This window comes from Chryseobacterium sp. StRB126 (genome assembly GCF_000829375.1).
Lineage (GTDB): Bacteria > Bacteroidota > Bacteroidia > Flavobacteriales > Weeksellaceae > Chryseobacterium.
The window spans coordinates 4,315,476-4,334,500 of record NZ_AP014624.1 but is presented as its reverse complement, the minus strand read 5'-3'; the positions used below and the strand labels follow the sequence as shown (position 1 = coordinate 4,334,500).

Annotated in this window: 15 protein-coding genes and 3 tRNA genes; 9 read left to right on the top strand and 9 right to left on the bottom strand. The window is 34.6% G+C overall.

All coding sequences use genetic code 11. The features are described from left to right. Positions 1-51: 51 nt before the first annotated feature. From CHSO_RS19505 to CHSO_RS19495, 3 genes are all read left to right on the top strand, one after another. Positions 52-711: a hypothetical protein gene (locus tag CHSO_RS19505; protein WP_045499800.1), complete on the top strand. Its 660-nt coding sequence runs from the start codon at positions 52-54 to the stop codon at positions 709-711. A 129-nt stretch (positions 712-840) separates the two neighbouring features. Then, positions 841-1,317, top strand: a complete 477-nt coding sequence (locus tag CHSO_RS19500; protein ID WP_045499797.1) for a hypothetical protein — start codon at positions 841-843, stop codon at positions 1,315-1,317. A gap of 27 nt (positions 1,318-1,344) precedes the next feature. Then, complete coding sequence (locus CHSO_RS19495; RefSeq protein ID WP_045499794.1) at positions 1,345-1,656, top strand: hypothetical protein; 312 nt, start codon at positions 1,345-1,347, stop codon at positions 1,654-1,656. Positions 1,657-2,168: 512 nt separating this feature from the next. On the opposite strand, the gene CHSO_RS19490 is transcribed toward CHSO_RS19495, so the two are convergent. The 3 genes from CHSO_RS19490 to CHSO_RS19480 all read right to left on the bottom strand — a co-directional run bounded on the left by CHSO_RS19490 (position 2,169) and on the right by CHSO_RS19480 (position 3,235). After that, positions 2,169-2,241, bottom strand: a tRNA-Phe gene (locus CHSO_RS19490). 210 nt (positions 2,242-2,451) lie between these two features. Then, on the bottom strand, positions 2,452-2,922 hold the full coding sequence (locus CHSO_RS19485) for a hypothetical protein (protein ID WP_144428990.1): 471 nt from the start codon (positions 2,920-2,922) through the stop codon (positions 2,452-2,454). 240 nt (positions 2,923-3,162) lie between these two features. Next, positions 3,163-3,235 (bottom strand) — tRNA-Phe (locus tag CHSO_RS19480). A 345-nt stretch (positions 3,236-3,580) separates the two neighbouring features. On the opposite strand from CHSO_RS19480, the gene CHSO_RS19475 reads away from it, so the two are divergent. The 3 genes from CHSO_RS19475 to CHSO_RS19465 all read left to right on the top strand — a co-directional run bounded on the left by CHSO_RS19475 (position 3,581) and on the right by CHSO_RS19465 (position 6,066). Then, positions 3,581-4,594, top strand: coding sequence for a terpene synthase family protein (locus CHSO_RS19475; protein WP_045499788.1), 1,014 nt, complete (start codon positions 3,581-3,583; stop codon positions 4,592-4,594). 57 nt (positions 4,595-4,651) lie between these two features. Beyond that, positions 4,652-5,644, top strand: coding sequence for a terpene synthase family protein (locus tag CHSO_RS19470; RefSeq protein WP_045499785.1), 993 nt, complete (start codon positions 4,652-4,654; stop codon positions 5,642-5,644). A gap of 209 nt (positions 5,645-5,853) precedes the next feature. Then, positions 5,854-6,066: a hypothetical protein gene (locus CHSO_RS19465; RefSeq protein ID WP_144428989.1), complete on the top strand. Its 213-nt coding sequence runs from the start codon at positions 5,854-5,856 to the stop codon at positions 6,064-6,066. Between the two features lie 465 nt (positions 6,067-6,531). Here the strand turns inward: CHSO_RS19465 and CHSO_RS19460 are convergent. From CHSO_RS19460 to CHSO_RS19450, 3 genes are all read right to left on the bottom strand, one after another. Then, a tRNA-Phe gene (locus tag CHSO_RS19460) sits at positions 6,532-6,604 on the bottom strand. 109 nt (positions 6,605-6,713) lie between these two features. Then, entirely contained in the window at positions 6,714-8,555 is a 1,842-nt protein-coding gene (locus CHSO_RS19455; protein ID WP_045499778.1) for a lysophospholipid acyltransferase family protein, read from the bottom strand. A 22-nt stretch (positions 8,556-8,577) separates the two neighbouring features. Continuing rightward, positions 8,578-9,816, bottom strand: a complete 1,239-nt coding sequence (locus CHSO_RS19450; RefSeq protein ID WP_045499775.1) for an aspartate kinase — start codon at positions 9,814-9,816, stop codon at positions 8,578-8,580. A 698-nt stretch (positions 9,817-10,514) separates the two neighbouring features. On the opposite strand from CHSO_RS19450, the gene fbp reads away from it, so the two are divergent. Further along, the gene (gene fbp, locus CHSO_RS19445; protein ID WP_045499772.1) at positions 10,515-11,531 is read left to right on the top strand and encodes a class 1 fructose-bisphosphatase; all 1,017 of its coding nucleotides are present in this window, start codon (positions 10,515-10,517) and stop codon (positions 11,529-11,531) included. Further along, positions 11,531-12,547, top strand: coding sequence for an o-succinylbenzoate synthase (locus tag CHSO_RS19440; protein ID WP_045499769.1), 1,017 nt, complete (start codon positions 11,531-11,533; stop codon positions 12,545-12,547). The genes fbp and CHSO_RS19440 overlap by 1 nt, the downstream gene beginning before the upstream one ends. 537 nt (positions 12,548-13,084) lie before the next feature. Here the strand turns inward: CHSO_RS19440 and CHSO_RS26675 are convergent. Continuing rightward, positions 13,085-13,252 (bottom strand): bacteriocin-like protein, encoded by a 168-nt coding sequence (locus tag CHSO_RS26675; RefSeq protein ID WP_410493363.1) that lies wholly within the window; start codon positions 13,250-13,252, stop codon positions 13,085-13,087. Between the two features lie 502 nt (positions 13,253-13,754). After that, positions 13,755-14,885, bottom strand: coding sequence for an alpha/beta hydrolase (locus CHSO_RS19435; RefSeq protein WP_045499766.1), 1,131 nt, complete (start codon positions 14,883-14,885; stop codon positions 13,755-13,757). Between the two features lie 154 nt (positions 14,886-15,039). Here CHSO_RS19435 and CHSO_RS19430 point away from each other — a divergent pair, with 154 nt between their 5' ends. Next, complete coding sequence (locus CHSO_RS19430) at positions 15,040-16,710, top strand: glutamine--tRNA ligase/YqeY domain fusion protein (RefSeq protein ID WP_045503000.1); 1,671 nt, start codon at positions 15,040-15,042, stop codon at positions 16,708-16,710. A gap of 336 nt (positions 16,711-17,046) precedes the next feature. Here the strand turns inward: CHSO_RS19430 and CHSO_RS19425 are convergent, their stop codons facing one another. Next, positions 17,047-18,987, bottom strand: coding sequence for an oleate hydratase (locus CHSO_RS19425; RefSeq protein ID WP_045499763.1), 1,941 nt, complete (start codon positions 18,985-18,987; stop codon positions 17,047-17,049). Positions 18,988-19,025 lie beyond the last annotated feature (38 nt).

Genomic DNA, 19,025 nt, shown 5'->3' with positions numbered 1-19,025 from the left:
AATTTATAGGAATAATAATCCTCTGATTATAACGAATAAAAAACTAATGAAATGAGTGCAAAAATGTTTTTTTTTACAACTGATGATGGCCAATTTCTTACTGAAGATGAAGCACTGGAACAAGGAAACTATCAAAAGCATATATGGATCAACAATGCTTTAAAGAAAGAAGAAATCTACAGAGAACATCAGCTTTGGGGCGGAGTTTATTATCTATTACCAGAGGAGAATCTTACAGATATCCTTTTAGCATTGGATACCAATCTGAATTGGACTATTAAAGATAATAAGCAGCTGGTCAATGGTTACACAATTTGGGACTGTAAGAGCTATGATCGTCTCGAACAGGCATCTACCTATTCAAAAATTGTTTTGGATGCTGATGATAATGAAATAGCTATAATCACTTATGATAGTATCACTCACCAGGTAAAAAGAGGATTGAAGATTTATAAAATTGGAAATAAGCCTATTCCGTGGGGAGATCCTGAAGCTGTATTTGATGAAGACACTGATATTGTATTTATATTTGGTGAAGATGGTGAAGTAGATACTGTGCACGTAAGTGATGTTCTTTTTAGTAATGACTTCAGTTATACTGCCTCTCAATTCTTTCGGGCTGCGGGTAATTTCTTTGAAGAAATGGGGCTTTCTGATAATGAAATATACTATTATACCCATATAGAACCTATTGTTCCTAATTTTAAATGAAAAATAAGAACAATATATTTTGAACTTAATGATTCGAAGGTGAAAATCACATTGGGAACCTTATGTTGATGATGCATTACGATGCACTTATTAATTCTGAGCATGAAATAGAACCTGATTTTATAAATAATGGAAATTGAAATTTTAACCTATTTAAGAGACAATCCGGCACGATATCCAGGAAATACAGAATATGAAGGAAGGATAGAACCTATGTCTTTTTCCGAAATTCAAAACCATGAAGTGATCTATAATAACGGAAAACCATTTCCTAAAGCATTAAGAGAGCTTTTGTTTCTCGCTGGGAAAAGCTGTTATGTGTTGGAACATAATATTCTTGAAATTGATGAACTTCAGGAAGATCCCAGAGAATGGATGGGAGAGAATAATAAGGCAATTAATCACCCGTTTTATGTGATTGAAATCTGTGATTTTGCAGAATCTTTCTTGTTTGTTCATCTTGATGAAGGTGATGATCCTATAGTTCGGCATGCTGAATTGTATTGCCAAGAATATAGTGTTCCCTTTATTTCATGCCTGTGTAGATTATCAGCTTTTATAAACCATAGGATTGATATGAAGAAGGAGCATTATAATCCATTTTAATAAATTTTCAACACAATATAAATCATCATGAAACTAAAAGAACCGGGCAAAAGAAGAGTAGATTTTGAGGATATTGAATGGGGCGATTATGACCACGATGGGAGTAATCTTGTTTTGTATAATGGACGTTTGTATACGGGATATGTAATATTGGATAAATTTCCGAATGGAAATATTGACGCAGAAATGGAATATAATACAGGAAGCCATATTGGATGGAAAAATGAGTATAATGAAGCCGGAATCCTGATTTATTCCTGCTATTCAGTAGGCCCAACTACTAAAGAGGTTTATATATATGATGATGAGGGAAATCTCATCGATTTTTATGAACTTTAAATAAATACAATAACTCAAGAGTTGATTGAGTTGTTAAGCCTATATATCCTAAAAACTATATGTAGATGAACTTAAACGATTTTACTAATCCATACTATACCAATTTGGAAAACTTATTAAATAACGATTTTAAAACCATACCAGCTGTAAATCAGTTTTTAAAGGAACTGGGTCTATCTGAATGAACATTGGGGGGATATAACTATTAGAGAGGCGTTTATAGAAAAAGAAGGGGGTATTGGGATTGGAAATCGCTCAGTGAATTTAATGTAATAGGAAATTGGTTTACTTTTATCTTATTTGAAGATCTTGCGGTTATATTAATATTGATACCAAAACTTTTTATCTGGAAAATGCTCTACTTCCCAATGAAGCTGTTATTGATATGCCATTTGATGAGTTTATAGATATTTTACAGCAATGGAAAATAACATTGCTGACATTGTAAGGAAAGATAAAATACAGAAATTCAAAAAAATAAAAAAACCTCTGAAAAATCAGAGGTTTTAAAGTGGTTTCTCCAGGAATCGAACCAGGGACACATGGATTTTCAATCCATTGCTCTACCAACTGAGCTAAGAAACCATTTTTTGTTTATTACTTCGTTGTTTTAAAGTGTTGCAAAAGTATAACATTTTGTGATACTGTGCAAGTTTTGATCAGTGTTTTTTGAAAAAATATATTGTTGAGTCCTTTGTTATGGAGCAATGGTTTATCTGTCAATGATTTGCATGATGGGAAGGACTTGTGAGGTTTTTTGAATTTTTAAGAATCCTGTTGATGATTGTTTTATATTTAGTTGTTTGAGGAAATATCTTTTCTGTAAAAAGTAATGTTGTGAGATTTTTCAGTGCTTCCGGGAAATTGTACTTCACAAAGCTTGATAAAATATTCTTTTGACTGATAAGAAGAACAGGAATCTCTGTCACTTGAAGTAGAATCTATCAGATTAAACCCTGTTTTATTGATTTCATTCTGTATATTTTCAAAATTATTTTGGTCTTCAGGGACATAAGATATAACAACGCTTAAGTTATTTAATATTCGCATGACAACCATTGTTCTGCTTAGCTTTCCTTTTTCATAGTAAACTTGTTTTGTACCATCTCCTGTGGTTTTTTCTTGTCTGAAAACATAGCCTTTGTGTTTGATATATTCAATATTTTTATCAATTTTATTATTGGCCAAAAAAGTAAGATCCTTATAGTTTAATTGTGCCATGCAGACCAATGGAAATAATAAAAAAAGGAGGATTGAATTTTTCATAAAATTTAGGATGTAAAAGATGTAGTGACTCTTTTGTTTTTTCCAAATGTAAAAAAGTTTTTAAATAAAAAGTTCACAAAAACATATAATTATTCAAAGATAGAAAAGTAAAAAATGGTACAGGATATTTTCATTATGAAAGATAGCTTATCCAATAGAAGGAGACAATATGGTAATGGGTATTCAGGTAACGATTATTATAAAAAACAAAAAACCTCTGACTAATCAGAGGTTTTAAAGTGGTTTCTCCAGGAATCGAACCAGGGACACATGGATTTTCAATCCATTGCTCTACCAACTGAGCTAAGAAACCATTGTATTATTGATTTACTTTGTAATTTTTAAAGTGGTGCAAAAGTATACTATTTTATAATATGAAGCAAGCTTTTGTTTAAGTTTTTGGATAAAATAAATTTATTGTCATTTTTTAATGAGTTTCAAATAAGCTGTTTTGACACCAAAATTTTAAAAATATCAATCATTTTAGCATTTAGTGTATTTTTATTTTTTGACGTATTAATGCGTATTTTACTATGTTTAATTATGAAAATGCGATAAAATTTAATATTAAATATCAATATTTTGTGAAATAAATTAAGTTTGTATTTAGATTATTTTTATATTAGTAGTCAGTTAGTTAACGCTAAAAACCATAATCATGAATATAGAAAATTTTAGTACACTTGAACTTCTGTACAAGGAGTTTAGGTACCCGTTCCCAACGTTAAAAAATCCCTATGCTGAACAATTGCAAGAGATTACCGAGAATCAATGGATTGATGGTGAATACCTTTGGCTTTATGAGCAAAACCCTGATCTTCGTAAAAAATACAAGAAAACTAAAACAGCACATATTGCTGCCCAATGGTTTCCTACGGCAACCCCTGAAAGATTCAAACCTATTTGTAGATTAATGCTTTGGACACTTTATAATGATGATCTTTATGAAGAAAGTGAGCTTGAAGATATTGGATATGTACATGAACAGTCAGTAGCTGTATTAAAAGGTGAGATAAGCGGTGAAGACTCAGGAATCCCTTTAGGAAAGATGCTGGCTTCACTAAGAATGGAATTGCTGCAGTTTATTCCAGAAGAATCAATTTCCCGTTTCACACAAATGATAAGTAAATATTTTCTAGGGCTAGAAACCGAGTTGAAGTATAAGAAAAATAAAACCTATCCCAGTGTATCAGAGTGTATTGCTCTGCGTGAAAACTCAATATGTTTATACCCTTTTCTTCAGCTTACGGAAGTGGAAACAGGTATTATTCTCCCTCCGGAAATTCATGCCCATCCGGTGATTCAACGTTTGCAGGCACTAGCATGTCATTTGGTAACTTTTTTTAATGAAGTACAATCAGTAATAAAGGATGAAGCAACAGATAGTATTTATTATAACATTGTAAAAGTGATTCAGAACGAATACCAAATGTCCTTGAAAGAAGCATGTCTTGAAGATTTGCGTCTACATAATAAAGACCTGAAAGAATTTTTAGAATTACAAGCTTCCCTTCCTGATTTTGGAATCTGGCAGGAAGCAGTAGTCAATTGGGTGCATTATATGAGTATGGTACTTAGCGGATGGAAAAATATTTCTACCAAACTAGATCGATATAATATGATGGAATTTCCCAACGCCGCTGAGCTTCGGGAAAAGCTGAATAAAATATAAAGAAATAGTAAAGAAAAATAAACTTCTAATCAATATAATACAAGAACTAAAAATAGTATGAAACCTGAAGAATATAATTCAAAAGATTATTTGCCACGTGGTCATTACCCTTGGCCCGATCTTATTAATCCACATGCCGAACAAATGGGAAAAGATATGGATGGATGGATTGATAACGACTACACTTTCCTGACAGAAAAACAACGTGAGATATATAAGAAAATGAGGCTATATATGTGTACTGCACGAATGTGGCCCGACCTAACTTATGAACAGACTATTCCATGTAATAGGTTTATGCTTCAGTATGTTGCTCTTGATGATCAGGTGGAGAACTCATCGCTGGAGGAAATCCAACAATTACGGATTCGGTGTGTAGACATTCTTAGAGGTGACCAGCCAAAACCGGAGGAGAATGCACTTTATCAACATATGGCATTAATAAGAGATGAGTTTCGTGCTTTTATGCCGGATATCTGGGTGGAGCGTTTTATTTATTATTTCTATCAATCCTTCAGATATGGAATTGAATTGGAGTACCCTTATAAAATAGCGCAGCGCCCACCATCTTTTACACTTTTTAAAACAATTCGTGAGTATTCTGTTTTAATGCGTCCGTATCTGATCTTGGGTGAAATTGAATCAGGTCTTATTTTGCCAGAACATATTTTTGAACATATTGTTGTTCAGAAAATGATATCTCATATGACCTTGGTTGTTGCATGGCAAAATGATATTCACTCCCTGCCAAAAGAAATGGCAAAAGGAACAGAAGTTTTTAACTTGGTTTTTGTTTTGCAGCAAGAATTTAATCTTTCACTAAAAGAGGCCTGTGAGCAAGCATTTCGTATACATAATGAAGAATTAACAAAACTACTTGCCTTACACGCTGAGTATCGTGAGTTTGGAGAGTATCAAGAACATGTTGATAAATTTGTTTATTATGCTGGAGTTGGGCTTCAGGGAGTAAATTCTTTTTATCTGGAAACTGAAAGATATCAACATGGAGGAGTAGGGTTTGCATGGCCGGAAATTAGTGAATCACAATAGAATTATTAATCGGTTGATTTTTATAAATATTTACCCCTTAAAATTTCAATTTTGAGGGTTTTTTTGTTTAAAAAAGGTATTAATCCGAGAGGAAGAGATGAGCTATAAGCACTTTAAGAAACTGTTATTTATCTTTCCTCTTAGATAGTAAGAAAATAGGATAAACACTTCTGTATTTAAGGATCTCTATCAATTCAAAAATGAATAAGATGAAAAAAATACAGCACCTTTTGTTAACCAGCCTAATAAGTGTCATTTATTTCTGTAAAAAAGAATCTAAAGAGAATAAAGCCATTAACAATGATAACCGCATTGTTGTAATTGATAGCAGAGCTGTTAAAAGATTAACAAAAGAAGAAAACGATAAAACATATACGGAGATTAAAAATACGAAGACATCGCGAATCCATGCAGCGTTTTAATTTGGGTTTTAAAGACTATTTTATGGGATCAGATATATTGAGGAGCGATCTTATATCTAATATAATCTGAGTTCGGGATAAGACATTTCTGTTTTTAGTAAGTAAGGAAGCCTGAAGCTGGGAGAGGGAAGTGAGTTGAGGTTAAAAAAAACACTTACAATCCTGTAATGTATTATTCCTTTAAAGACTGACTGAGGGATATACGAGTTACTTTGTATATGAGTTGAACAGCAATAAACTTCAATAAGTAAAGGATGTTACTCTGAATAAGAACCTTTCAGAAGATTTTTGGGTACATTCGCATAAGTTTAGGGCAGTTCGGTAGAATAATCAACTTCACATCAGTCTTTTTGATAAAGATGGAAAAGATCCTATTCTGTTAAATAATACAGTAAAGTAATATTGATAGTTCGAGCGTTCGTGGTTGGAAACAAAAAAACCTCTGATCAATCAGAGGTTTTAAAGTGGTTTCTCCAGGAATCGAACCAGGGACACATGGATTTTCAATCCATTGCTCTACCAACTGAGCTAAGAAACCATTATATTTTTGTTTGACTTACTTCGTTGTTTTAAAGTGATGCAAAAGTAGTAAGTTTTGGTATACAAAGCAAGTATCCATCGTACTTTTTTTGATTGAAACTAAAAACCTATTGATTATCAGTTGTATTATTTTCCTGCTCTTTTCTGATCTGCTCACTCATCTCTTCCAATACCGGTTTGATCGTACTCTCAGGAAGATCACTGATTCTGATATACATTAATCCGTCAATCGCATCATTAAAGTTTGGATCAACATTGAAAGCAATGACTTTAGCATTTTGTTTGATGTATTTTTTTATCAGAACAGGAAGTCTCAGTTCTGGCTCAAGATCATCAATGATCTTGTCCAGTTTATTAAGGTCAGACTCCATTTCCTCAAAGAAAAGACTTTTATCTCGGTCACGAAGTTTTACCTTATACTCATTTCTCGGAGTGATATACTGAGCTACAGCGGAATCAAAATAATTGGAACGCATAAACTCGATCATCAGAGATTTGGAGAACTCAGAGAACTTATTGGAGATACTTACTCCTCCCATCAGGAACTTATGATCAGGATTTCTAAGACATACATGCACAATACCTCTCCATAAAAGGAAAAGTGGAAGTGGTTTCTGTTGATATTCCTGGCAAATGTAAGCACGTCCCATTTCGATCACCTTTTTAAAGAAAGGGTGTATGTCCTGTTCAAACTCAAATAAAGAGCTCGTATAAAAGCCTTTGATGCCATATTTTTTCATTACTTCTCTACCCAATGCCATTCTATAGGCTCCGGCCAGTTTTTTCTCACCATTATCCCAAAGGAACAGGTGGTGGTAATGCTTGTCATATTCATCAAGGTCAAACGGAAGATTACTTCCTTCTCCAACCGCACGGAAAGTTAACTCTCGCTGACGTCCGATTTCCCTCATAATGGAAGGGATTTCCTCGTAAGTCGTAAAGTAGATCTCATAATTTCCGTTGCTGAACAACATTTTGTCAGTTCCTCTAAGTTTGTCAACATCTTTCGTAATGTCTTCAACTGGAGTTTCATCAATGATGTTCTGAACAATATTTTCCTCTTTCAACAAAGGGAATTTTACATATAGATTCTGAAGATTAATGCTTTGGGCAAGAGATTTTCTTTTTTCATAGTAAGATTTCATCATATAAACCTTACGTTTCAGAAATTCTCCCAGCTCCTCAATGGTTTCCATTTCATCCATCGCCTTTACAGAGATTGGTTTTCCAATCCTGATTCTGATAGGTTTTTCTCTATCATTCATCATTTCTGCAGGAAGCATCAACGTTTGTAAGCTTGGATGAAGTTTAGCTACCTGATAAAAAAGGCGGCTGTTCTTTGCATGGAAATACATAGGAACAACGGGCACTTTAGCCATTCTGATAAGCTTAAGTGCCGTTTTTTCCCATTCTTTATCTAAAATTTCTCCATAAGGATTGTTCTTGTTAGAAACTTCTCCCGCCGGAAAAATACCTACACAGCCTCCATCCTGTAAATGCTTGAGTGTTTCCCGCATTCCTGAAGAGCTGCTATAAGCTTCTTTTCTGTTCTCAAAAGGATTTACAGCGATTACATACGGTTCCATAGGTTTGATCTTTTCCAAAAGAAAATTTCCCATTACCTTAAAATCCGGACGAACCTCTGATAAGATCTTGCACATTAAAATTCCGTCAATAGCACCTAGTGGATGATTGGAAACCAGAACAAACGGTCCTGTCTTCGGAATTTTTGCCAGATCCTCTTCAAAAGCTACATAGCTTAGGTTTCTTTCTCTTACAAATGAGTCGAAAAAGTCTTTACCTTCCTTATCTTTTAATTTGTCGTATAATTTATTTACTTCATTTATTTTAGCAATGCTCATCACAGCAGATGCTACCGGGTTCTTTAGAAACCCAATTTTACTTAAGCCGGAAGCTTTGATCAGATCGTTTTTCGAAATTAAACTCATGTGTGTTTAGTCGCAATTAATATTATTGTGTTACCATTTGAAGAGTATTTTTGGAAATTTGTTCCAATAATACATTTTTTTCATGGTAAAATCTATCAATGTGATCCATCTTCGCATTTCTTACTGTGAATAAAGATACATTTTTAATTGCTTCGGTTTTAAAAATTTTTTGAAGCTCTTCGTTAAGCTCTTCAAGGTGATTAAATTTATCTTCCAGACATAAAGCCAATGAAATGGCAGAATTCTGCATCAGAGAAACTTTGATCTTATACTTGGATAAATATCCGAATATCAGACTCATATGATCTTCTGCAATGAAAGAGAAGTCTCTTGTAGAGATCTTTAAAAGATCCTGGTTTTCTTTAAGAATATAAGATTCCTCTTGCTGGTTCTTGTCTGAAGCTCCTACTTTGGTTCCTGCTTTGGTAGGATCTACAAAGGATTTTACATAAAAAGGAATGTTTTTTTGCTGCAGCGGTTGTAACGTCTTTGGGTGAATTACGCTTGCCCCGTAATAAGCCATTTCAATAGCCTCTTCATAAGAGATATTGGAAAGCAGAGATACATCTTTGAATTTTCTAGGATCCCCAGTCATTACACCTGGTACGTCCTTCCAGATCGTCATGGCTTCAGCGTTTAAACAGTAAGCAAAAATTGCAGCAGAATAGTCAGAACCTTCTCTTCCTAATGTTACGGTAAAGTTATTGTCATCAGAACCAAGGAAACCTTGTGTTACATAGCAGATTTCAGGATTTAAATTGGAAATAAACTCCTCAGTTTTTACCCAATCTACAGTACCTTCTCTATAGGAATTATCAGTTTTGATATAATCTCTGGCATCCAGCCACTGATTAGTAAATTGGATCTCATTCAGATATTCACTTAGAATTTTGGTAGAAATCATTTCTCCGCAGCTTACCACCTGGTCATACACGAAGTTGTAATTAGGAGACTTATTTCTTCTTAAGAAAGAATCAATATCGTCAAAAAAAAGATTGATTTCAGCAAAAACCGCATGATTTTCAGGAAAAAGACCCTCCGCAATCTCAATGTGTTTTCGTTTTATCTTTTCAATCTCAGTTTGATAGTTCTCCTTCTTGAAATAAAGTTCTACAACTTTTTCCAACTCATTGGTCGTCTTGCCCATTGCTGAAATTACCAGCAAACACTTGGCAAATCCCTGGCTTTTTAGAACCATGGATACATTTTTTACACTGTCGGCGTCTTTCACAGACGCGCCACCAAACTTGAAAATTTTCATTAAATTGTTAAAAATAAAATTGTTAGATAAAAATTACATGAGTTTTTTACGGACGTCAAAATTATAAATTTACAACGAGATATGAAATAGGCCGATGAAACCAGGGAATTAAGATTTCTTTAAAATGCTCTTGAATAAAATATATGACAACGGTTGAATGCAGGAATAGAGGGAATTAGGATATACAGGGAGTCTTATTTATCCCATACTTTTATTTGATAATTATTTTTTAATATAGGAGGGAGAAGTGGTAACCGGTAGTATTGAGAATTTAATAGACATGCCTGTCTCAAAAATCAAAAAAATGGGATTTGTCATTCCGAGAGAAACGAAGAATCTCTAAAATCAAACGATTAAGATTCTTCACTACATTACTGAACTACGTTCGCAGACTTGTATGTCTGTGTTCAGAATAACACTTTGAAGCAGTCAAAAAACTAAAGATCAGATTAGGAATAAGGACAATATAATAGGTTCCTTTTTTCATTTTCCATTTTTGCTTTCCACTAAAATAAAAAATCTGAATTTTTCATTGGTCTGGGATAACGAAATGGGAAGGATCATCATAGGCTGATATCTAATATTATGTTTTGTTTAATGTGTATCGTGCTGATATACAGATTGTAATCTCTTTTGTAATTAAATTTTCTTAATGCAATAAATTTTCCGAAATTTGGGGAAAACGTAAAAAGAAAAATATGTCAAATCAACCATTACAGACTTTAGGAGAATTTCTTATCGATAAGCAGGACGATTTTCAGTATTCAACAGGTGAATTTTCTCGTCTTCTAAGTGCAATAAGATTGGCTTCGAAAGTGGTTAACAGAGAAGTAAATAAAGCCGGAATTGTAGATATTACAGGAGCTGCAGGAAACCAGAACGTTCAAGGTGAAGAACAGCAGAAATTAGATGTAATTGCAAATGAGATTTTTATTACGGCTCTATCTCAAAGAGAGGTTGTTTGTGGTATTGCTTCTGAGGAAAATGATGATTTCATTGATATCAAATGTGGAGAAAATGGTCATTTAAGTAAATATGTAGTGTTGATTGATCCTTTGGATGGATCTTCAAACATTGATGTAAATGTTTCTGTAGGAACCATTTTCTCAATTTACAGAAGAGTGACAGAACCTGGAACCCCGGTACAGCTGGAAGACTTCTTACAAAAAGGAGTGAATCAAATTGCAGCGGGATATGTAATTTATGGCTCTTCTACCATGATTGTTTATACAACAGGAAACGGAGTGAACGGATTTACTTTAGACCCATCTTTGGGAACCTATTATCTTTCTCATCCTAATATGACTTTCCCAAAAACAGGGAAAATCTATTCCATCAACGAAGGAAACTATATCAAGTTCCCTCAGGGAGTAAAAAATTATCTTAAATATTGTCAGATGGAAGAAGGAGATCGTCCTTATACTTCCAGATATATCGGTTCTCTGGTAGCGGATTTCCATAGAAATATGCTGAAAGGTGGTATTTATATTTACCCATCTTATTCCCAGGCTCCTAATGGTAAATTAAGATTATTATACGAATGTAATCCAATGGCTTTCCTTGCCGAGCAGGCAGGTGGAAAAGCTACGGATGGTTTCAGAAGAATTCTGGAAGTAGAACCTACAGAACTTCACCAGAGAATTCCATTTTTCTGCGGAAGCATCGATATGGTGGAGAAAGCAGAAGAATTTATGCGTATTGACAGCGTAAAATAATGAAAGCATCCTATTTTAAATATTTATTAGAATTCAAACGCCCGAGTGGAACATCTCGCGGCGTTTTGCTTGATAAGGAAACCTTTATTCTTGAAATTTCAGAAAATGGGAAGAAAGGAATAGGGGAGTGTGCCATCTTCAGAGGGTTGAGCTTTGATGACAGACCGGATTATGAAGAGAAGTTAAAATGGCTTTGTAAAAATATTGACCAAAATCCGGATTTCCTGAAAAAAGAATTAAAAGATTTCCCATCCCTATGGTTTGGATATGAACAGGCTGTTCGGAACTTAAAATTTGGAGGGAATCTTTATTTTCCAAGTGAGTTTACGGAAGGAAAATCTGCCATTACCATCAACGGATTGATCTGGATGGGCAATGTTGGGTTTATGGAAGAACAGATTCAGGATAAACTTGAAAAAGGATTTCATTGTATCAAATTAAAAATCGGAGTTGATTGGAAATCGGAACACGTTATTCTTCAAAAATTAAGAGAAAAATTCTCAAAAGATCAACTGGAGCTTCGGGTAGATGCCAATGGCGGATTCAGTAAGGAAGAAGCCGGAACAGTTCTTCAGCAGTTGGCTGATTTACACATTCATTCCATTGAGCAGCCTATTAAAGCTGGTAACTGGACTGATATGGCAGAATTGTGTGCTCAGACACCTACACCTATTGCTCTGGATGAAGAATTGATCGGAATTACAGATGCTGAAGAGAAGAAAAAGCTTTTAGAAACGATAAAGCCACAGTATATTATTTTGAAACCAGCTTTGGTAGGTGGTTTTGCCGGTTCTGATGAGTGGATCTCTATGGCAGAATCACAGAATATTGAGTGGTGGATAACTTCGGCACTGGAAAGCAATATCGGCTTAAATGCCATTGCTCAATATACCTTCACAAAAAAAAATCCAATGCCACAAGGTTTAGGCACTGGAGCTTTATTTGTAAATAATTTTGAATCCAGTTTAGATCTCAGAAATGAGCTGTTGTGGTTTAATACTATAGAATTGAATTAGCAAGTTGGATTATTTGAATATTCCCAATCCCATTGTTTACAACATCTGGCTCTTGAGTCCCATATATTGCAGCCTATGGGTACTACTGGGATATTTCCTCCATTCATAGTCTTTAATTCTCTTTTTTCTAGTTTTCTTAGATTTCTCATGATTGATATTTTCAGCAATTAGATTTAAATTTGAATATAATACAAAGCCCAATGCCACAAATTTTAGGCATTGGAGCTTTATTTGTAAATAATTCTGAATGTTGTTTAGATTTCAGAAATGAGATGATTCAGTGAAGAATATTAAATAACCTGAGTTCGGGATAAGACATTTCTGTTTTTAGTAAGGAAGGAAGCCTAGAGCTGGGAGAGGGAAGTGAGTTGAGGTTAAAAAAACACTTACAACCCTGTAATGTATTATTCCTTTAAAGACTGCTTCATCAAATTTTACGGCAACGTCATAAATTGTAGTTCCGATAGTAACTTCCAGCCTCACCCTTCCAGCTTCCAATCTATTATCCTTAATTTTATGATCCTGAACTCGGGTTAATTAGCAATATGGAGGTGGTGAATTGGGGCAGGTTTTCCCACCACTGTATCCTTCGGCCCACGATCTGCAGCATGCGGCTTCAGGATCCCAGTTGTTGCACCCAAGAGGAGGTCTTCCTCCATTAATCTTTTTTAGCTCTCCTTTGTTTAATTTTCTAAGGTTTTTCATTGTAAATATTTTAATTTGATTGATAAGTAAATATCTAAAATCATTTTAAATTATACAATATATGGTGAATTATTTTATTAATTTTTAACAAAATGATAGAATTTTTATATCAATATGTCAAAAATGAAAGTTGAAATGTATCACATACCAGACATCATTTATTCAGTATCATTCATAGTCATAAATCATGAAAAAAAATTCCTGCAAAAAGTAGATGTAGGAATTATATAAGGGGAGTCCGGAGGTATTTAAAGAATAAAGTAATTGTAGGATCGGATAATTAATCGATTTTTTTTAGGTTTATTATTAATTTAAATCACATCTTTTATGAAAATAGCTTTCTTTATATAAGTTAAAATATAAGAAAACCTTTTTTTAATCTTTTTCATGATAAAAAAATTGTAATTCTCTATTATTTGAATTGGCAATCATTATGCCATTTGTCAGGTCTGTGGTAACTTTAACATAGTACTGATTTTTATAGTATTTTTTTAATTAATTATTAAGAAATAATTGTGAAAATATTTTCGTTTTCTTTAATTCGGTTATTGATAAGGTTTCTATCTATACCATATAAATTTTGGAAGATATCACTCTGTACTTGTGAGCTGGAAAGGTATCCCCAATGATTTCCAACTTCAAATTTGAAACTACTTAATACATCATCTTTTACAAAAGTACAATCGATGATAGAAACAATATCTTTATAAGGAGTGATATCACTTGGCCCGTTTTTGCCCAGCCGTGGAGTAAGAATATTCTTAGTAAATTGTGAGATTCCCAGAATCAGGTCCTGCCTGTTCAGATAAATAGAAATCCGGTTGGAAAGCAACGGTAGTTTATTGAATGAATCTTCAGAGTCTTCAAATACTTTATAGGAAACGTCAGCATTAAGCAGAATGACCTGGTCAATCACTCTGAGAATATTTTCCCTTTTAAGGCTGTATAACATACTTTGAAGAACCCTGTTTCCCATAGAATGAGCCACGATATGAATTCTCTGGTTGCAAGGAACCAGATTGCGGTTGGAAAAAATATCCTTTAAAAATTGGGTATAAAAATAAAACAGTCTCAGTAATGATGTTCCGGAATTGATACTGGATGCCTTATCATCAAAATATGTCAGTGGCACAATGCTGCTGGAGGCAGGCCAACTCACAAATAAAATATGTTCAACAGGAGAGGCCGGATTATCAATGAAAAGCTTTTTAAGATCAATCATAGCTTTTAATTCATCATCAAAATCATAAGCATAACCATGGATGAATATCAATACATCACTTCTTTCCTTGGTGGCAGACATATTTTTATACAGTTCATAAAATAACCGTTGGGTTCCGCCAAGATTATTGGCTGTAAGAGGGGACTCTTTGATTCCTTTTTCACGTAACAGAACTTCCAAAACCTCTTCATAGCCTTGCTTTTCAGGTTCAGAGAATAGTGTATAATTCAGGATATTCCGGTTGGTGTAGTCTTTTTTCTTTCTGGCTGCAACAGTAGGTTCCTTATAGTTATCAAAATCACATTTTGCAATTCTGAAATTAGGAATTGAATATTCGTCATTGGAAAAAGAATCTACTTTTTCGCCTGTATGGCGAACGATTTTCCGATTGCTTAAGATATAAACAGCCATGGGCAATAATTTGGTACGATGGTTTTAGCTTTTTCTAAATTAGTGAAAAATAATGAATTACAATGCTGGTGGCTTTAAAATTATCATTTTCAAAAACGCTTATTTTTCCGTAACTTTGTGCCACTTTTTTTGCTATAAAATAAAAGCTAATTTAATGGAAGAAGAAAAAAAATCACTCAATTTTATTGAGCAAATTATTGAAGATGATCTGGCAAACGGTTTGAATAAGGATCAGATCCGTTTCCGTTTTCCCCCTGAACCAAACGGGTACCTGCATGTAGGGCATACAAAAGCCATCTGCATCAACTTCGGTTTGGGTGAAAAATACAACGCTCCCGTAAACCTTCGCTTCGACGATACAAACCCTGAAAAAGAAGAGCAGGAATTCGTAGATTCTATCAAGAAAGATGTTGAATGGTTAGGTTTCAAATGGGATAAAGAATTGTATGCCTCAGATTACTTCCAGCAGCTTTACGAATGGGCAGTACAATTAATTAAAGAAGGAAAAGCTTATGTAGATGAGCAGCCATCTGAAGTAATTACCGAGCAGAGAAAGAATCCTACAGAACCTGGAGTGGAATCACCATACAGAAACCGTCCGGTAGAGGAGTCATTAAATCTGTTTGAAAAAATGAAGGACGGAGAATTTGAGGAAGGGACAATGTCACTTCGTGCAAAAATCGATATGGTTTCTCCTAATATGAATATGCGTGATCCTGTGATGTACAGAATTCTGAAAAGACCTCACCACAGAACCGGAACAGCTTGGAAAATCTATCCAATGTATGACTGGGCACATGGTGAATCTGATTATCTGGAGCAGGTATCTCACTCATTATGTTCATTAGAGTTTGAAAATCACAGACCTCTTTATAACTGGTACCTGGAGCAGGTATATGATGAAACGAAAGTAGCTCCTAAGCAGAGAGAATTTGCAAGAATGAACGTTTCTTATATGATTACTTCTAAGAGAAAGCTGCAAAGATTGGTGGCGGAAGGAGTAGTAACAGGATGGGATGATCCACGAATGCCTACCATTTCAGGAATGAGACGAAAAGGTTTCACGCCAACTTCTATCAGAAACTTTATTGATAAAGTAGGAGTGGCAAAAAGAGAAAATCTGATCGAGATTCAGTTACTTGATTTCTGCGTACGTGAAGACCTGAATAAGGTGGCTAAACGTGTGATGGCAGTAGTAGATCCTGTAAAATTAGTGATAGAAAACTATCCTGAAGATAAAGAAGAATGGGTAGAAACTGAAAACAATCCTGAACAGGAAAATGCTGGAACCAGAGAGATCCCTTTCTCAAGAGAATTGTATATTGAGCGTGAAGACTTCAAAGAAGAAGCTAATAATAAATTCTTCAGACTGAAATTAGGCGGTGAAGTTCGTTTAAAATCAGCATACATCATCAAAGCTGAAAGAGTAGAGAAAGATGAAAATGGAGAAATCACAACCATCTATGCTACTTACGATGAGAAGAGCAAGTCCGGAAGCGGAACAGAAGAAAGTTTAAGAAAAGTAAAAGGAACACTTCACTGGGTATCTGCTAAACATGCGATCCCTGTAGAAGTAAGAATTTACAATCAATTGTTTACGGTAGAGCAGCCGGATGCTGAGAAGGATGTAGACTTCTTAAATTTCATCAATCCTGAATCTGTAGCTACAATTCAAGGTTTTGCTGAACCAAGCCTGAAGGATGTAGCTGTTGGAGAGCCTCTTCAGTTCCAAAGAATCGGATACTTTACAAAAGATCAGGATTCTACGGATACAGCATTGGTATTTAACCGTACAGTAACATTAAAAGATTCTTATAAGGCTTAATAATTTAGGAATCGATAAAGATAAAAGCAGGACTTATTTCTAAGTCCTGCTTTTTTATTCTTATTGTTGGACCGTTAAGATGGGGGTAGAAATGAAGAAAAGTTAAGATTGGATCAAAGATATGTTTAAATTAGCTACTTAGGGTAAAGCTCTATTTAATTCCCTTAAAATCACATTTTTTCTTAATGGCTTAAAAATTATCTATAAAAAGCTATGTATCCATATGGTTCAAAAAATAATTTAATTTTTAGTTTACCACATAGAAATAAGATTATAAAATAATTTGAAAACACTTTCTTACACCTTCGCGTTTTCCAAAATTAATTGCCCAAAGTTTTAGCTTTTCACTCCTTTGATCCAATCCTGAAATTTACCAACCTGCTCCATAAAGAAAGATTCATGTTCCTCTTTTTCTTCAGGTCGGTCAACCAATATATGCTCAAAGTAAGTATTTTTCAGGATTTTTCTTAGAATTCCTTCTCCTAGGAAAGGTTTATAGTCATTTAATGCCTGAGTAGCTTTTAGTAAATGTCGGATGTCATACTGTAACGGATTAATATCCGGTACCTGTTTGTTGAGGTTAAGAAGATTATATACCGCTATTCTGGCTGTTCTTACAGAGCTTTCCATCGTAAATACCACATCATTATTGGTTTCTACGAATTGTCCTACCAGTCCTAAATTGGTACACCCTTCAGGAACCACTCTCGGACGGTCTCCTTGGGCTCTAGGCATAAACATGGAGGTGATATAAGGCATAAATGCTGTACGAACGATTGTATTTTCAATAACATGATCCAATTGATCCGTCATTCCAAGATGATGGCATAGTTCAGCAAGGATTTCGTTCCCGGTACATTCCGGCATTGTTTTTTTGATATGATTTCCTTCTTTATCCATTAGTAATGCATATACCCATACTACAAGGATATCATCCGGCTGGGTAGGGAAGTGCGGCTGTCTGTTGCAGGTAAAACTCATCACCCAATTAGAATCTGTAATCGTGATAATACCTCCTGTAGCTGTTTTTCCAGAATAAGGATCGTTCACACATAATTCTTTTAACTTTTCAGTAAATGCTGAAGGACGACACGTTAATGTTGCAGATTCCCATGATGACTTTTCAATATGGCTACAGAATTTTTCAGGTTTCCCGAAAACTTCAGACTTGGCTGCCAGGTTTTTCCATAATTTCCATCCGGCACTTTGTCCTGCACTGCTGTTGTCTATGGTCACTTCAGGAACGGTATTGTTATCACCGTAGAAAGTGCTTTCGGTCATAGATCCGGTGGTCACAATCACATAATCATCCTTGCTGATCGGTATTCTCACTTCTTCTCCATTTTGTTCAGTAATAATCCCTTCTACCGTTTTTCCTTCTGTGTTGATATGAACGTCAAGATCTTTGACCAGAGTATCAAACTGAATCTGTACTCCTTTTTCTACTAAAAAGTTTTTTAAAGGGGTAACAAAGGTGTCATACTGATTATATTTAGGGAATACGAGGCATGAAAAGTCTTTCATTCCATCAATAGCGTGAAGGAATCTATGCATGTACAGTTTTAGTTCCAATAAACTATGCCAGTTTTCAAAAGCAAACATAGAACGCCAGAAGAACCAGAAATTACTGTTTAGGAATGATTCTGAGAAATAATCTTCAATGCTAAGGTCGTCAAGTTCCTCTTTTTTCTTTAATAAAAGTTTCACAATAGCCAGCTGGTCTTTTTTTTCCAACCCGAATTTGCTGAAATCCTGAATCTGACCTTGGTTATGAATTAATCTTGCTTTAGAATAGTTTGGATCATTATCATTGATGAGGCGGTATTCATCCAAAACGCTGTAAGGGGCAGGCAATTCCAGCGCGGGAATATCCTGGAATATATCCCATAGATTTTCATAAGTCATATCCATTTCACGTCCACCACGGATGATATATCCATCTTTTGCATTTCCGGCTCCGTCTAGTGAGCCGCCTTCAATCGCAAGCTGATCGAGGAAAATGATGTTTTTTCCTGGAACATGGCCGTCACGGATGAAATAGTAGGCTGCAGACATCCCTGCAATTCCGCTTCCGACAATGTAGATTTTACTATTTTCGTAGGATTGTAAAGGGATTCCTTTATTTCTTTGATAGTTTCCGATTTGATCTGAAAAAGGCATTGTTTTTTCAGGGGTGTTAATCTGAACTTCCTTGCTTGAATCCGGTTCGTGGTTTACTTTTCCAAACTGATCAGAGGTATTTAAAACTTTGTCGAATTTTGAATTGATTGTACTCATTTTATCTTGTTTTTAATGAACATTATAAAGGTACCTCT

Coding starts and splice junctions, on each gene's coding strand:
- CHSO_RS19465 (WP_144428989.1), top strand. CDS start 5,854: ATGAAAAAAATACAGCACCTTTTGTTAACCAGCCTAATAAGTGTCATT.
- CHSO_RS19440 (WP_045499769.1), top strand. CDS start 11,531: ATGAAAGCATCCTATTTTAAATATTTATTAGAATTCAAACGCCCGAGT.
- CHSO_RS19505 (WP_045499800.1), top strand. CDS start 52: ATGAGTGCAAAAATGTTTTTTTTTACAACTGATGATGGCCAATTTCTT.
- CHSO_RS19495 (WP_045499794.1), top strand. CDS start 1,345: ATGAAACTAAAAGAACCGGGCAAAAGAAGAGTAGATTTTGAGGATATT.
- CHSO_RS19435 (WP_045499766.1), bottom strand. CDS start 14,885: ATGGCTGTTTATATCTTAAGCAATCGGAAAATCGTTCGCCATACAGGC.
- CHSO_RS19485 (WP_144428990.1), bottom strand. CDS start 2,922: ATGAAAAATTCAATCCTCCTTTTTTTATTATTTCCATTGGTCTGCATG.
- CHSO_RS19500 (WP_045499797.1), top strand. CDS start 841: ATGGAAATTGAAATTTTAACCTATTTAAGAGACAATCCGGCACGATAT.
- fbp (WP_045499772.1), top strand. CDS start 10,515: ATGTCAAATCAACCATTACAGACTTTAGGAGAATTTCTTATCGATAAG.
- CHSO_RS19455 (WP_045499778.1), bottom strand. CDS start 8,555: ATGAGTTTAATTTCGAAAAACGATCTGATCAAAGCTTCCGGCTTAAGT.
- CHSO_RS19430 (WP_045503000.1), top strand. CDS start 15,040: ATGGAAGAAGAAAAAAAATCACTCAATTTTATTGAGCAAATTATTGAA.
- CHSO_RS19475 (WP_045499788.1), top strand. CDS start 3,581: ATGAATATAGAAAATTTTAGTACACTTGAACTTCTGTACAAGGAGTTT.
- CHSO_RS19470 (WP_045499785.1), top strand. CDS start 4,652: ATGAAACCTGAAGAATATAATTCAAAAGATTATTTGCCACGTGGTCAT.
- CHSO_RS19425 (WP_045499763.1), bottom strand. CDS start 18,987: ATGAGTACAATCAATTCAAAATTCGACAAAGTTTTAAATACCTCTGAT.
- CHSO_RS26675 (WP_410493363.1), bottom strand. CDS start 13,252: ATGAAAAACCTTAGAAAATTAAACAAAGGAGAGCTAAAAAAGATTAAT.
- CHSO_RS19450 (WP_045499775.1), bottom strand. CDS start 9,816: ATGAAAATTTTCAAGTTTGGTGGCGCGTCTGTGAAAGACGCCGACAGT.